Source organism: Pantoea sp. JK (assembly GCF_026130245.1).
Lineage (GTDB): Bacteria > Pseudomonadota > Gammaproteobacteria > Enterobacterales > Enterobacteriaceae > Pantoea > Pantoea trifolii.
This window is the reverse complement of the sequence record NZ_JAINFN010000008.1, coordinates 257,862-271,336: the sequence shown is the minus strand read 5'-3', so window position 1 is coordinate 271,336 and position 13,475 is coordinate 257,862. Positions and strand designations below refer to the sequence as shown.

Annotated in this window: 11 protein-coding genes; 4 read left to right on the top strand and 7 right to left on the bottom strand. The window is 55.4% G+C overall.

All coding sequences use genetic code 11. The features are described 5' to 3' along the window. Nucleotides 1-57: 57 nt before the first annotated feature. The 3 genes from rmuC to udp form a co-directional block, all read right to left on the bottom strand. Nucleotides 58-1,569 carry a DNA recombination protein RmuC gene (rmuC, locus tag PanJK_RS18120; protein ID WP_265301710.1) on the bottom strand — a complete coding sequence of 504 codons (1,512 nt, stop codon included), beginning with the start codon at nucleotides 1,567-1,569 and terminating at the stop codon, nucleotides 58-60. A 68-nt stretch (nucleotides 1,570-1,637) separates the two neighbouring features. Beyond that, a complete protein-coding gene (locus PanJK_RS18115; RefSeq protein WP_265301708.1) occupies nucleotides 1,638-2,909 on the bottom strand; it encodes a tetratricopeptide repeat protein in 1,272 nt (423 codons plus the stop codon). Nucleotides 2,910-3,008: 99 nt separating this feature from the next. Next, nucleotides 3,009-3,770: a uridine phosphorylase gene (gene udp / locus PanJK_RS18110; protein ID WP_008105797.1), complete on the bottom strand. Its 762-nt coding sequence runs from the start codon at nucleotides 3,768-3,770 to the stop codon at nucleotides 3,009-3,011. 302 nt (nucleotides 3,771-4,072) lie between these two features. Here udp and PanJK_RS18105 point away from each other — a divergent pair, with 302 nt between their 5' ends. Beyond that, nucleotides 4,073-4,909 (top strand): dienelactone hydrolase family protein, encoded by an 837-nt coding sequence (locus PanJK_RS18105; RefSeq protein ID WP_265301706.1) that lies wholly within the window; start codon nucleotides 4,073-4,075, stop codon nucleotides 4,907-4,909. A 41-nt stretch (nucleotides 4,910-4,950) separates the two neighbouring features. Here PanJK_RS18105 and metE read toward each other — a convergent pair whose 3' ends face one another. After that, on the bottom strand, nucleotides 4,951-7,221 hold the full coding sequence (gene metE, locus PanJK_RS18100) for a 5-methyltetrahydropteroyltriglutamate--homocysteine S-methyltransferase (RefSeq protein WP_265301703.1): 2,271 nt from the start codon (nucleotides 7,219-7,221) through the stop codon (nucleotides 4,951-4,953). 135 nt (nucleotides 7,222-7,356) lie between these two features. Between metE and metR the strand changes: the two genes are divergently transcribed. Both metR and PanJK_RS18090 read left to right on the top strand, forming a co-directional pair. After that, nucleotides 7,357-8,289, top strand: coding sequence for an HTH-type transcriptional regulator MetR (gene metR, locus PanJK_RS18095; RefSeq protein ID WP_008105792.1), 933 nt, complete (start codon nucleotides 7,357-7,359; stop codon nucleotides 8,287-8,289). Between the two features lie 93 nt (nucleotides 8,290-8,382). Continuing rightward, the gene (locus PanJK_RS18090; protein ID WP_210080999.1) at nucleotides 8,383-8,862 is read left to right on the top strand and encodes a DUF1456 family protein; all 480 of its coding nucleotides are present in this window, start codon (nucleotides 8,383-8,385) and stop codon (nucleotides 8,860-8,862) included. A gap of 133 nt (nucleotides 8,863-8,995) precedes the next feature. On the opposite strand, the gene PanJK_RS18085 is transcribed toward PanJK_RS18090, so the two are convergent. Next, complete coding sequence (locus PanJK_RS18085; protein WP_256698057.1) at nucleotides 8,996-9,865, bottom strand: carboxylate/amino acid/amine transporter; 870 nt, start codon at nucleotides 9,863-9,865, stop codon at nucleotides 8,996-8,998. A gap of 339 nt (nucleotides 9,866-10,204) precedes the next feature. Here PanJK_RS18085 and glpT point away from each other — a divergent pair, with 339 nt between their 5' ends. Continuing rightward, entirely contained in the window at nucleotides 10,205-11,545 is a 1,341-nt protein-coding gene (gene glpT / locus PanJK_RS18080) for a glycerol-3-phosphate transporter (protein ID WP_256698056.1), read from the top strand. 33 nt (nucleotides 11,546-11,578) lie between these two features. On the opposite strand, the gene yigL is transcribed toward glpT, so the two are convergent. Beyond that, nucleotides 11,579-12,379 carry a sugar/pyridoxal phosphate phosphatase YigL gene (gene yigL / locus PanJK_RS18075; RefSeq protein ID WP_256698054.1) on the bottom strand — a complete coding sequence of 267 codons (801 nt, stop codon included), beginning with the start codon at nucleotides 12,377-12,379 and terminating at the stop codon, nucleotides 11,579-11,581. Nucleotides 12,380-12,416: 37 nt separating this feature from the next. Then, a complete protein-coding gene (gene pldB, locus PanJK_RS18070) occupies nucleotides 12,417-13,409 on the bottom strand; it encodes a lysophospholipase L2 (RefSeq protein WP_265301697.1) in 993 nt (330 codons plus the stop codon). Nucleotides 13,410-13,475: the final 66 nt, after the last annotated feature.

Genomic DNA, 13,475 nt, shown 5'->3' with positions numbered 1-13,475 from the left:
AAACAATTCTTGCCGAAGTGTATCAGAGTCGCGCTACGCGAGCACGCGACCACCGTGCTATTCATTGATGCGGCGCAGCGAGTCTGTTGTTGGTTCTGCAACGTTTTCATCCTCGGTGCGATCGTCTGCCCAATCTTCATCCGCCTCATCCGGCTGCGCTTGTTCAACCAGTTGCGGATTAATTGGACGTTTGATCTCCACGCCAAGCGAACGGAAAGCTTCACTTTGCGCGATCAGGTTGCCGCGCCCTTCAGACAGCTTTTTCATCGCCTGATGATAGCTTTGCTGCGCTTTGTCGAGATTGTGGCCGATGCCGCTCATGTCATCGACAAACAGCCGCATTTTGTCGTACAGCCGCGTGGCCCGGTCGGCGATGCGCTGTGCGTTGCGGCTTTGATGCTCATAACGCCAGAGGTTGTTGATAGTACGCAGCGCCACCAGCAATGTGGTGGGACTGACCAGCATGATGTTCTGCTGTAACGCTTCGCTGATCAGCTCGGGCTGACGATCGATCGCCAACAGAAACGCCGGTTCCACCGGGATAAACATCAACACATAATCCAGAGAGCGTAAACCGGGCAATTGTTGGTAATCTTTACGGCTCAGCAGGCGAATGTGTCCGCGCATGGCGCTAACGTGTTCCTGAATCGCCTGCTCACGCGTGGCTTCATCGTCGGCGTTGAAGTAGCGCTCGTAGGCAACCAGCGTCATTTTAGCGTCAATCACCACATCTTTGCCCTGCGGCAAACGCACGATCACATCCGGTTGCATCCTGCCCTGCTGTTCCAGCTGCACGCTGACCTGCGTTTGGTATTCATAGCCTTCACGCAAGCCAGAGGCTTCCAGCACGCGGGCCAACACCACTTCGCCCCAATTGCCCTGAATTTTGTTGTCGCCTTTCAGCGCTTTAGTAAGATTGACCGCTTCCTGCGCCATCTGCGCGTTGAGTTGCTGCAACTGGCGAATTTCGTGGGTCAGCGTGTGACGCTCACGCGCTTCCACGCCAAAGCTATCAGTCACTTGACGACGGAAACCGTCCAGCTGTTCACGCAGTGGGCCAATCAGGCTATTCAGACTTTGACGGTTCTGTTCATCGACGCGCCGTCCGCTGTTTTCAAAGATGCGGTTGGCGAGATTTTCAAACTGCGCGCTAAGGCGCTGTTCGCTGTTGGTCAGCAGGCGCTGTTTCTCTTCTGCACCGTAGCGTGTCTCTTCAAGACGAATGGTCACTTCACGCAGTTCGGCTTCCTGCGCGCTGTTCACTTCCAGCTGATTGCGCAGCTCACGACTGAGCTGTTCACTTTCGCCGCGCCAGTAATCAAGCTGTTGCAAACGTTCCTGCGCACCGCTGAGCGCGCCGTGTAGCTGGCGCATCTCCTGTTCGCGTTGCTGAATTTGCTGCTGTAACTGTTCGAGCTGCTGCTGTTGACGCTGCTGCGCCTCTTCCAGCAGGCGTCGCTCGGTAGTGAAGCTGGCGTACTGATGGCCGGCGCGCAGTTGAGCAATGATCCAGCCAATGCCCAAACCGGCCAGCGCCAGCGCGCCGCTAATGATAAGTTGCTGATCCATAATCCCCCCGCGGATCGTCTCGCTGAGGGAAAAGGTAGAGGTGTACTGTATGAATGTCCAGAAGAATGTTAAAGCGCTTTCACTGTCAGATCGCCCGCTTTCCACGCATCAATCAGGAAGAAGGGCATCGGCAACACCCATTCGGTTTCGCCGTGGATTTTGGCCGGATAAGTCCAGCTTTTCCCGTCGTAGGTGATCTCAACCTGCTGCCAACCGTTATCAGCATTTTCGACCTGGCCTGCCATGCTGGCAAAACCGGCGTTGCTGCCGACGTGGAAACTGTCGGTTTGCCAGCGAATCGGCTGATGCGCCGGCCACGGTTGTGCATGGTGGAAGCGGAAGATATCGTCATGATTCAATATGCTTTCGCGGACCGTTGGCCACAGCGCCACTTTGAGGAAGTACTGATCGGTGAAGCGTTCGCTGCCTTCATATTGCGCGATAAAGTCACGCATCTGCTGTTCAACATTGTGGAACACGCCGTGGCAGCCGCCCCACATGCCCGCCAGCAGCAACTCGGTATGCGAGAAGTAATCACGCATATGATGGAACCAGTAAGGCGAATCCAGCCAGGCTTCTACCGCCACCACTTCGCGCTCGGAGAGCAAGGAATCCGCGTCACGCACGATGTAGCGTTTGACGCTGGCATCATCCATCACCAGGAAACGCCACAGCGTTGGGAAAATGGTTTTCTCATGCGACATATCCACTAACTGGGTGTTTGGCTGCTTCAGGCGCTGCCAGACGTGTTGCGGCACGCTGTCGTCAAGATAGATGCGGCAAATCCAGTCGGGATAGAACTCGCGCGCTACTTCGATGTTTTTAATCAAGGTTTCGCAGTAGCGTGGCTGGCCGCCATACAGGCTAAAGGAGATGATATTTTCTGCGAGATTGTTGCGGTTGATCGGTGGCGGCACGTCAGAAGGGAATGCCACTTTCGCCCCTTTGCTGAAGGTCACATCGGAATTCTGCAGTGATTCGAGGCCGTAACGCGCCACCTCATCCTCTTTATTCAGCCAGCCACACACTTCCGTTAATCCATCCAGCCATGTTTCCGACGCCTGCGCGCGTTGCGCGGCCGGAGCTTGATAGATCTTCTGGTAAATTTTATAGGATTTTTTGTGCTCGCCCACACGCATCAGGGTTAACGCGTAGTCGCTCAGCACCTGCATATGATTGGGTAAGACGCGCAGCACTTCTTCACAGCACTGACGCGCAAGAGGATAGTTATTCGCCGCCATCGCCTGGCGAAATCTCGCTGCTGCACCTTCAACGCGTGATTGTGCAGTAGCGGGATTATTCATGAAATTGGGACGTGAGACAGAAACCATTTTGCGCATAAGAAATTTCTCAGTAGCTGCTGAAATTGCGCGCATTCTAATCAGGAAATAGCTGAAATCCTTATAAGCCTGGTCTCGAATTCATCCCTGACTGGCGCACTAAATTAAGCGACGCGCGGCTTCAACCACAATTTTCACCGCATCACTTTCGGTCTGTTTCATGGTTGCGGCATCCGGGATCTCTTTTTGCGTACGGTTCACGATGACGCCCGCCACCATGCCGGCACGCAGTCCCTGACTGGCGCACATGGTTAACAGTGTAGCGGATTCCATCTCATAGTTAAGGACGCCCATTTGCTGCCACTCTTCCATTGAACCCTGGAAGCGATTCACCACGCGGCCGGAGAAGGTATCGTACCGTTCCTGACCAGGATAGAAGGTGTCAGATGAGGCGGTAATACCGATGTGGGTTTTCGCACCGCACGCCTCTGCGGCTGCCACCAGCGCGGTGGTGCAGGTGAAATCAGCTACGGCCGGGAATTCCATCGGCGCAAAGTGCAGGCTGGCGCCGTCGAGACGCACCGATGCGGTGGTGACCAGCACATCGCCCACATTAATATGCGGCTGGATAGCGCCGGTGGTGCCAACGCGCAGGAAAGTGCGCACGCCAAGCTGGGCCAGCTCTTCAACCGCAATCGACGTTGAAGGTCCGCCGATACCGGTGGAGCACACCACAACCGGTTTGCCATCCACTTCGGCCAGATAGGTAGTGAATTCACGGTGTGAAGCCAGATGCTGTGGATTGTCCATCAGCGCGGCGATTTTCTTCACGCGCTCAGGATCGCCAGGCACGATAGCCAACGTGGCTCCTTTCAAATCAGCTTTGGTGATGCCAAGGTGGAAAACGTCAGACTGGGCCATAACAGACTCCTGATAATTGGGGATGTGCGCGCCACTCTACGTCAGCAGGCGGCATAAATATGTGACTCAATTCACCATCAATAATGAAACTTACATTACCAGAAAAACATTATGTGATTTACATCACACATTAGCGCTGTGCAATTCTGAATTGCTACAAGCGGTGCTGTGTAAGTGTTGGTGGCAATGTTAATAGAGAAGCAGCACACGTGAAAAAAATCCCTCTGCACCTTACGCCAGCCTTGCTTTACTTCGCCAGGCTATAGTTACGTGATTGCGCATTTGCTAGCACGGAGAGAACAATGAAAACCGAAGACAATATGGCACAAAAAACGGCACCCGGCGGCTTTGCACCGGCCGTTCAGCCCACCGCAAGCAGCACCATTATTACCAGCAGCGACGCCATTCATGCTGGCGAGACCTCGGTTCCAAGCCAGGGCGAAAATCTGCCTGCTTATTATGCCCGACCAAAAGAGTATCAAGGCACCTTGCCGGTGGTGTTGGTGGTGCAGGAGATTTTCGGCGTGCACGAGCATATCCGCGATGTCTGCCGCCGTCTGGCGCTGGAAGGTTATCTGGCGATCGCCCCCGAACTCTATTTTCGTGAAGGCGATCCCAACGATTACAACGATATTCCCACGCTGTTCAAAGAGCTGGTGAGCAAAGTTCCAGATTCGCAGGTGTTGTCCGATCTCGATCATGTGGCCAACTGGGCTACACGCCACGATGGTGATATCCGTCGTCTGGCGATTACCGGTTTCTGTTGGGGCGGACGCATTAGCTGGCTGTTTGCCGCGCACAATCCGCAGGTGCGCGCGGCGGTGGCATGGTATGGCCGTTTAGACGGTGAGAAGACGCTGAAGCAGCAGAAGCATCCGATGGATGTCGCGGTAGATCTGAACGCGCCAGTGCTTGGCCTCTACGGTGGTCAGGATGAGAGCATTCCGCTGGAGAGTATTGATAAGATGCGTCAGGCGCTGCACGCCGCCAATGCCAAAGCAGAGATCGTGGTGTATCCGGATGCCGGACATGCTTTCAACGCGGATTATCGTGCCAGTTATCACGCCGATTCCGCCAAAGATGGCTGGCAACGTATGCTGGCGTGGTTCGCGCAGCATGGCGTGGCGCCGAACGCCTAATAAAAAGGGGCGCCTCTGCGCCCCCATCTCATTTACCGCGACTAAGCCGTTTCACCCCGCAGGTTTTGCGCCGCTTTGACCATATTCGCCAATGCCTGACGGGTTTCCGTCCAGCCCCGGGTTTTCAGGCCACAATCTGGATTCACCCACAAACGCGCTTCCGGAATGCTCTGCGCCGCTTTGCGCAGCAACTCTTCCATCCACTCCACGCTCGGCACGTTCGGTGAGTGAATGTCATACACGCCCGGACCGATTTCGTTGGGATAGTCGAACTCCTTGAAGGTATCCAGCAGATCCATATCGGAACGTGAGGTTTCGATGGTGATGACGTCCGCATCCAGCGCGGCAATCGAATCCATAATGTCATTGAACTCGCAATAACACATGTGGGTGTGAATCTGGGTGTCATCCTGCGCCACGGCGGCATTGAGACGGAATGCATCCACCGCCCAGGTCAAATACGCGGCCCAATCGGACTGATGCAGCGGCAGACCTTCGCGCAGTGCCGGTTCATCGATCTGAATAATGCCGATCCCGGCTTTTTCCAGATCTTCCACTTCATCACGCAGCGCCAGCGCAATCTGTTTGGCGATGGTTTCACGGCTCACATCTTCACGCGGGAATGACCAGCAAAGAATCGTTACCGGACCGGTCAGCATGCCTTTCACCGGCTTGTCGGTCAGCGACTGCGCGTACTTCGCCCACTCAACGGTGATGGCTTGTGGACGGCTCACGTCGCCGATGATGATCGGGGGTTTAACGCAGCGTGAACCGTAGCTCTGAACCCAGCCGTTTTGGGTGAACACGAAGCCGTCGAGGTTCTCGCCGAAGTATTCCACCATGTCGTTACGTTCTGCTTCTCCGTGCACCAGCACATCGAGGCCCAAACGTTCCTGCTCAACAATCGCCTGTTTGATGTGTTCGGCGATGCCGGTACGGTAGTTACCGCCATCAATGTTGCCTTTTTTGAAGTCGAGACGTAGGCCGCGAATTTCGGTGGTTTGCGGGAATGAACCGATGGTGGTGGTCGGCCACGCTGGCAAGTTGAAGCGGTTACGCTGCGCTTTGGCGCGTTCGGTGTAGTGGCTGGTACGTTCAACATCTTTGGCCTGGATTTTCGCCAGACGCTCGCCGACTGCGGCATTGTGCACACGCGTGGAGTTGGCACGCGCACGAATCGGTGCGCTCCACTCCACCAGCGAAGCGGCATCGTTGTTGTTCAGCGCCTGACTCAGCAGTGCAAGCTCCGCACACTTCTGCAGGGCAAAGGCGAACCAGCTTTTCACCTCTTCATCGAGGCGCGTTTCCACGCTGAGATCGATTGGGCTGTGCAGCAGCGAACAAGATGATCCGATCCACAATTGTTGACGCTGGCCCACCAGCGGTTGCAAGCGTTCAAACCAGCTGCTGAGATCCGCGCGCCACACGTTACGGCCATTGATCACGCCGACGGAGAGCAGCCAATCTGCCGGGATCTGCTGGTTTAACTGTTGGATGTCGTCTTTGCCGTGGACCAGGTCAACGTGCAGACCTTGCACCGGCAGCACTTTGATCACGTCGAGGTTCTGGCCGATGCTGTCGAAATAGGTGGTGAGCAGCAGTTTGCTTTCACCCTGCAGCGCGTCGTAAGCCGGTTTGAACGCATCGCGCCACGCCTGCGGCAATTCCAGCGCCAGTGCAGGTTCGTCGATTTGTACCCATTCGATGCCGCGTTTTTTCAGTTCCGCCAGCACCTGTTGGTAAACCGGAAGAATGTCTTTGAGCAATGACAGGCGATCGAAAGGCACACCTTTCACTTTACCCAGCCACAGATAGGTAACCGGGCCGAGTAGCACCGGTTTAATCTTGTGGCCGAGCGCCAGCGCTTCGTCGACTTCATCCAGCAGTTGGGTCCAGGTCAGTTTGAACTGCTGGCCTTGCGTGAATTCCGGCACCATATAGTGATAGTTGGTGTTGAACCATTTAGTCATTTCCGCCGCTGCCGCCGGTGTACCGCTTGGTGCGCGGCCACGACCAAGACGGAACAGCGTGTCGAGATCAACGGATCCATCTTTGTTCTGGTGGCGTGCGGGCACGTTACCCAGCAGCAGGCTGGTTGTCAGCACGTGATCGTACCAGGCAAAATCACCGACCGGCAACAGATCGACTCCCGCCTCTTTCTGCTGTTGCCAGTGACGGGCGCGCAGTTCGCGCCCCACCGCCAGCAGCTCTTCCTGTGAGCTTTTACCTGCCCAGTAGCTTTCCTGTGCTTTTTTCAATTCACGACGCAATCCAACGCGAGGGAAACCGAGAGTGTGGTTCAGAATGGTCATTTTCTGTTCTCCAGATATTCTTAACTGAGTAGGGTGCAGAGATGTTTAGCCGTCCAGATGTTTACACCGCCATAATCTGCGGGTACTGTATGTTCCTCAAGCGCAATTTGTTCAATCTCGATGTGAAGGATTCTCATGATCGAACTCAAACACCTGCGGACGCTGCAGGCGTTACGGAACACCGGCTCGTTAGCCGCCGCCGCCTCACAGCTTCATCAGACGCAATCGGCGTTGTCTCACCAGTTCAGCGATCTGGAGCAGCGGCTGGGCTTTCGTCTGTTTGTGCGCAAAAGCCAGCCGCTGCGTTTTACGCCGCAGGGAGAGATTTTGCTGCAGTTGGCCGAGCAGGTTTTGCCGCAGATTCAACAGGCTTTGCAGGCGTGTCATGAGCCGCATCAGGCCACGTTGCGTATCGCCATTGAGTGTCACAGCTGTATTCAGTGGCTGACGCCTGCGCTGAATAATTTCCGCCAGAGCTGGCCGCAGGTAGTGATGGATTTCAAATCCGGCGTGACCTTTGATCCGCAACCCGCATTGCAGCAGGGCGAGTTGGATGTGGTGTTGACCTCCGATATTCTGCCGCGCAGCGGTTTGTTCTATTCACCGATGTTCGATTTTGAAGTGCGTTTGGTGATGGCACCGGATCATCCATTGGCGCAGCTTGAGCATATTTCCCCGGAAGATATGGCCGATGAAGTGTTGATGATCTATCCGGTGCAGCGTCAGCGTTTAGATGTGTGGCGCCATTTCCTGCAGCCTGCGGGTGTGAGTCCAGCGTTGAAGAGCGTGGATAACACGCTGTTGCTGATTCAGATGGTGTCGGCACGCATGGGCATCGCCGCGCTGCCGCATTGGGTGGTCGAGAATTTTGAGCAGCAGGGTTTGGTGGTGACCAAGACTTTGGGTGATGGCCTCTGGAGCCGCCTGTATGCCGCCGTACGCGAAGGTGAGCAGCGTCAACCGGTGATGGAAGCCTTTGTGCGGTTTGCCCGTCAGCACGCCTGTGAACACCTGCCCTTCGTGCGCGATGCCGCGCGTCCCGGCTCACTGCAAACCCTCTCATCCTGATGTTGTTGGGCGGCGAAGGTCGCCCGCGCTGTTATCCCTGTCCCGCCTGCTCTATAATGCGCCGCCTCAACCCGCGACCAAGAGAGTTTCACCATGATGAGTAACGATGTTCTGCGCAGCGTGCGCTATATGCTTGATTTGAGCGATAGCAAAGTGGTGGAGATTTTTGCCTTAGCGGGAAGTGAAGTGCCGCTGGAAGACGTGCAGGCGTGGTTGAAGAAGGATGACGATGCCGCGTTTCGTAAGCTGCCGGATGTGTTGATGGGTTATTTCCTCAACGGTCTGATTTTTTACCGTCGCGGTAAGAGTGAAGATGCGCCCGCGCCTTCGATTGAGCGCCGCATGAATAACAACATTTTCATGAAGAAATTGCGTATCGCATTTGAGCTGAAGACCACCGATATCCCGGATGTGCTGCTGAAAGCGAACTTTAAGATTTCACAGGCTGAGGTTGGCGCGATTTTCCGCAACCCGGATCATAAGAATTTCCGCGAATGCGGTGACCAGATTCTGCGTAATTTCCTGAAAGGTTTGACGATGATTCATCGTCCCGGGCCGGCTAAGAAAGCGTAATCGCTTCTTTGTTCGAGCCGGGTCAGGGATAGCGCGGCAGATCGCAAAGAGTAACCACTTCCCTGTGGATCAGCCTCGCCATCCATGGCTCGGATGCTTTGCTTCTCTGCCGCGCTATCCCCTCCCTTTCGGCCTAGGCGTGGCTTTTGGTGGTCTTGCCGAGCACCCAGCGTTTATGTACGTACAGGGATGCAAAAATCACGGCGGCACCGGCGATAAAACTTGGCCAATGCGGTTTCTCCTGCCAGATCGCCAGATTCACCAGCAAGCCAGCAGGCACATGCATGTTGTTCATAATACCCAACGTGCCAGCATCCACCTGCGTCGCACCGTAGTTCCACATGAAGTAGCCCAATCCTGAAGCCGCCACGCCCAGCCACACCAGAATGCCCCACTGCAGCGAGGTGGTGGGCAGTTTGTTCGGATTGCCCCACAAGCTCCACGCGATTACCGCGATGATCACTGCGCCCAGATAGAACCACGAAAACGCGGTGTGCTGCGGCATCGGACGGGTTTCCTGCAGACGCTTGTAGCCCACCATGCCGATGGCGAAGCAGATATTTGCCGCCTGCACTAGCAGCAAGCCGAACCAGAAATGATCGCTGACTTTGTCGTAACGAATAATCGCCGCACCAATGACCGCCAGCAATGCGCTGAAAGCATAGCCGATACGCAGCGGACGTCGGCTGAGCAAATCGTAGATCAGCGTGACGTATAGCGGCGTCATCACAGTGAACAGCAGGAATTCGGTCACGCTCAGATAGAGATAGGCTTCAAAGCTCAGCAGGTACATGATGCCGAGCTGCAGCATGCCCACCAGCATATACAGCAGGATGGTGGAAGCACGATATCCGCGCCAGCGCAGGAACGGCAGGAAGACGATAGCGGCGAGCGCCAGACGCATTAACACAGAGAACCAGGAATCCACCTGACCTGCGAGGTATTCCCCGATTAAACTGAAGGAAAAAGCCCACAGAATGGTGGTAACGATCAGTAACGGCACGGTAACGATCTCATAATGAACAGTGGCGTTAGTGTAAACAAACTGTCGCGATTGGCGTGAACTATCTGGTTTACGATTGTACAAAATGACGACAATTAGTTTGAATTGATCGCCTATTCGCCCGGATAAAAATGCGCGAAATACAACATTTCCTGGTTTTTATCGCTCTCTATTGTCATAAAACTGTAACATATGTGTCACATGTCACAGTAACCGCGCGTGACCATCACTATCCTTTGCGCGAAATGGAAACTTCGCTTTTCCATTTTTAACGTCTGTTGCTTTTGCCCCAACCTGCTGGGAATCCATAACTATATTGCGCCCTGGAGGGCCACACTCATGTTGAGTATCTTCAAACCTGCACCGCATCGCCCGCAAGTGGCCGATGATCGTGTCGATCCACTCTATCGTCGCCTGCGCTGGCAAATTTTCCTGGGAATATTTTTTGGCTATGCCGCCTACTATTTGGTGCGTAAGAACTTTGCGCTGGCGATGCCTTATCTGGTGGAACAAGGTTTTTCGCGCGGCGATCTCGGCTTTGCGCTCTCGGGCATTTCCATCGCTTACGGATTCTCAAAATTCATTATGGGTTCGGTATCGGACCGCTCGAATCCGCGCGTGTTTTTGCCCGCCGGATTAATTCTCGCTGCGGCGGTGATGCTGGTGATGGGGTTCGTGCCGTGGGCCACCTCCAGCATCATGGTGATGTTTGTGCTGCTGTTCCTGTGCGGTTGGTTCCAGGGCATGGGCTGGCCGCCCTGCGGGCGCACCATGGTGCACTGGTGGTCGCAGAAGGAGCGCGGCGGAATCGTATCGGTGTGGAACTGCGCGCATAACGTCGGTGGCGGTATTCCTCCGCTGCTGTTCCTGCTTGGCATGGCGTGGTTTAACGACTGGAAAGCCGCGCTGTACATGCCGGCGTTTGGCGCCATTCTCATCGCCATTATCGCCTTTGCCTTGATGCGCGACACGCCGCAATCCTGCGGTTTGCCGCCAATTGAAGCGTGGAAGAATGATTATCCGCCGGATTACAACGAGGAGCACGAGCAGGAGCTGACGGCGAAGCAGATTTTCATGCAGTACATTCTGCCCAATAAGCTGCTGTGGTACATCGCACTGGCGAACGTGTTTGTGTACCTGCTGCGTTACGGCATTCTCGACTGGTCGCCGACCTACCTGAAAGAGGTGAAGCACTTCACACTGGATAAATCCTCGTGGGCCTACTTCTTCTATGAATATGCCGGTATTCCCGGCACGCTGCTGTGCGGCTGGATGTCGGACAAAGTGTTCCGCGGCAACCGTGGCGCAACCGGCGTGTTCTTTATGACGCTGGTGACTATCGCCACCGTGGTGTACTGGCTGAACCCACCAGGCAATCCAGGCATCGACATGCTGTGCATGATTGTGATCGGCTTCCTGATTTACGGTCCGGTGATGTTGATTGGCTTGCACGCGCTGGAGCTGGCGCCGAAAAAAGCGGCCGGAACGGCAGCGGGCTTTACCGGGCTGTTTGGCTATCTCGGCGGATCGGTAGCGGCCAGTGCCATTGTCGGTTACACCGTGGATTACTTCGGCTGGGACGGCGGGTTCATTGTGATGATTGGCGGATCGGTGCTGGCGGTGATTCTGCTGCTGCTGACCATGGTCAGTGAACATAAGCACAAGAAACAGCTGGTATAACCAGAACGGGCCGGTGATAACCGGCCCATTTTTTTAGGCGAGGAACAGCTTTCGCAGCGTGTGCGGGACGGCGTCATCCGCGTTGCTGCCAATCACGTCCAGCGTCGGCAAGGTATCTTTCAGGCGCTGCTGTGCATTACGCATGATGCAGCCTTTACCTGACATGCTGAGCATCTCCACATCATTCATGCCGTCGCCGAAGGCTATGCACGCTTTCAGCGAGTGGCCGAGCTGTTTCGCTACCGCTTCCAGCGCGTGACCTTTGGAAACGCCGCCTGCCATCACTTCCAGGCACGTTGGCAGCGAGAAGCTGACATTCACGCGATCGCCCCAGCGCGCTTCAATCGCCTGCTCCATCGGAACCAGGCGCTCCGGATCTTCGCAGGTGAAGAACACTTTGCTGATGCCGTCGGTCGGCAGCATGCCAGGCTGGTAAACCTGATAGTTAAATACCGATTCGCGGAAATAGTCCTGCTCATCCGGACGATGACGGCTCATGAACCACTCATCGTCGCGATAAACGTGCGTCAGGATGTGCTCGTCATGATATTGCAGGCCATACAAATCGCTGGCGATGTCGGCGTCGAGGTTGTGGCTGAACACCAGTTCACCTTCGGCGTTGTGCACGCGCGCACCATTGGACGTGATCATATAAGCCGGAATGCCGAGCTTATCGCGCATCTGTCCGACGTCGATATAGTGACGGCCGGTGGCAAAAACAAAGTGGATGTCTCGCGCCACCAGTTCCTGCAGCGTAGTGCGAGCGAACGGCGTCAGGCGGTGATCCGGAGAGAGCAGCGTGCCATCCAGGTCGGATGCGACGATGTGATACATGTAAACCTCGGGTGTTGATATCGGAAAGTAAAATTGATTAAGCGTGGTGTTCAAAGAAATCGACCACCGCGTTTAGCGCTTCGGCACGCATCGCGTCTGTTTCAAACAGGATCTCATGACGCGCTCCTTTTATCACATACGGCGCGTTGCCCGCGCAGGGATGTCCTGCTTCGGCCATCGCCGTACAAAAGAGATTTTGTGAGCGGTTATCCACCACATCATCTTCACTGGCCTGCAGCAGCAAGGTCGGCGTGGTGATGTTCGCTACCTGATTGAAGATGTCCCGCCCGGCCTGCACGCCTTCGCGCACCCAGTGATAAGTGGGACCACCAACGCGAAGCGCCGGATCGTCGGCGTAAAAACGCAGGTTACGGCGATAACGTTCGCGGCTATGCGTCAGGCGGTTGATGCCAAACGGATTGGCGCGCCAGCGCCCGGTGCCCAATGCGTAGCCCTCACGCAGCGTGGGCAGTTTTTCGGTCCAGTCGAGAATGCGGTGCGCCATCCAGTCCGGTAGCGGCAGCACAATGCCAAACATCGGCGCGGAGAATACCGCAGCATGAAACGCCTGCGGTTGACGCGCCAGAAACAGCGCTAAAATCGCGCCGCCCATCGAGTGAGCCAGCACGTAGCGCTGTTGATAATGGTTGCTGACTATCTCTTTCAGATACAGCGTTTCCAGATCGTCAACGTAGTCGCCAAATTCCACCACATGGCCGCGATGCGAATCTTCCAGCAGACGTTCAGATCGTCCCTGACCGCGATGGTCGAGGATCACCACATCGTAGCCGCACATAAACAGGTCGTAAGCCAGTTCAGGATACTTGATATAGCTCTCAATGCGGCCAGGCACGACCAGAATGACACGACGATGTTGCGGTGAGGTGAAACGAACGTAGCGAATCTTCAGGTTGCCGACACCGGTGAATTCACACTCTTCACGGCGACGCCAGAAGTCGAGCAGCGGACCGGTAGCAAAGGCCGAAAAGCCTCGCTCACGTCCGAGCCAACTCTGTTTATGCTGCTGCATCCGTCCCCCTGAAAAAAACGTGATTCGCGCGCCCGTGCTGCGTAGCGTGCGGCGATTTTCTGTCGT

Coding starts and splice junctions, on each gene's coding strand:
- udp (WP_008105797.1), bottom strand. CDS start 3,770: ATGGCCCAGTCTGACGTTTTCCACCTTGGCATCACCAAAGCTGATTTG.
- metE (WP_265301703.1), bottom strand. CDS start 7,221: ATGACCATTCTGAACCACACTCTCGGTTTCCCTCGCGTTGGATTGCGT.
- PanJK_RS18105 (WP_265301706.1), top strand. CDS start 4,073: ATGAAAACCGAAGACAATATGGCACAAAAAACGGCACCCGGCGGCTTT.
- glpT (WP_256698056.1), top strand. CDS start 10,205: ATGTTGAGTATCTTCAAACCTGCACCGCATCGCCCGCAAGTGGCCGAT.
- PanJK_RS18090 (WP_210080999.1), top strand. CDS start 8,383: ATGATGAGTAACGATGTTCTGCGCAGCGTGCGCTATATGCTTGATTTG.
- rmuC (WP_265301710.1), bottom strand. CDS start 1,569: ATGGATCAGCAACTTATCATTAGCGGCGCGCTGGCGCTGGCCGGTTTG.
- yigL (WP_256698054.1), bottom strand. CDS start 12,379: ATGTATCACATCGTCGCATCCGACCTGGATGGCACGCTGCTCTCTCCG.
- pldB (WP_265301697.1), bottom strand. CDS start 13,409: ATGCAGCAGCATAAACAGAGTTGGCTCGGACGTGAGCGAGGCTTTTCG.
- PanJK_RS18115 (WP_265301708.1), bottom strand. CDS start 2,909: ATGCGCAAAATGGTTTCTGTCTCACGTCCCAATTTCATGAATAATCCC.
- metR (WP_008105792.1), top strand. CDS start 7,357: ATGATCGAACTCAAACACCTGCGGACGCTGCAGGCGTTACGGAACACC.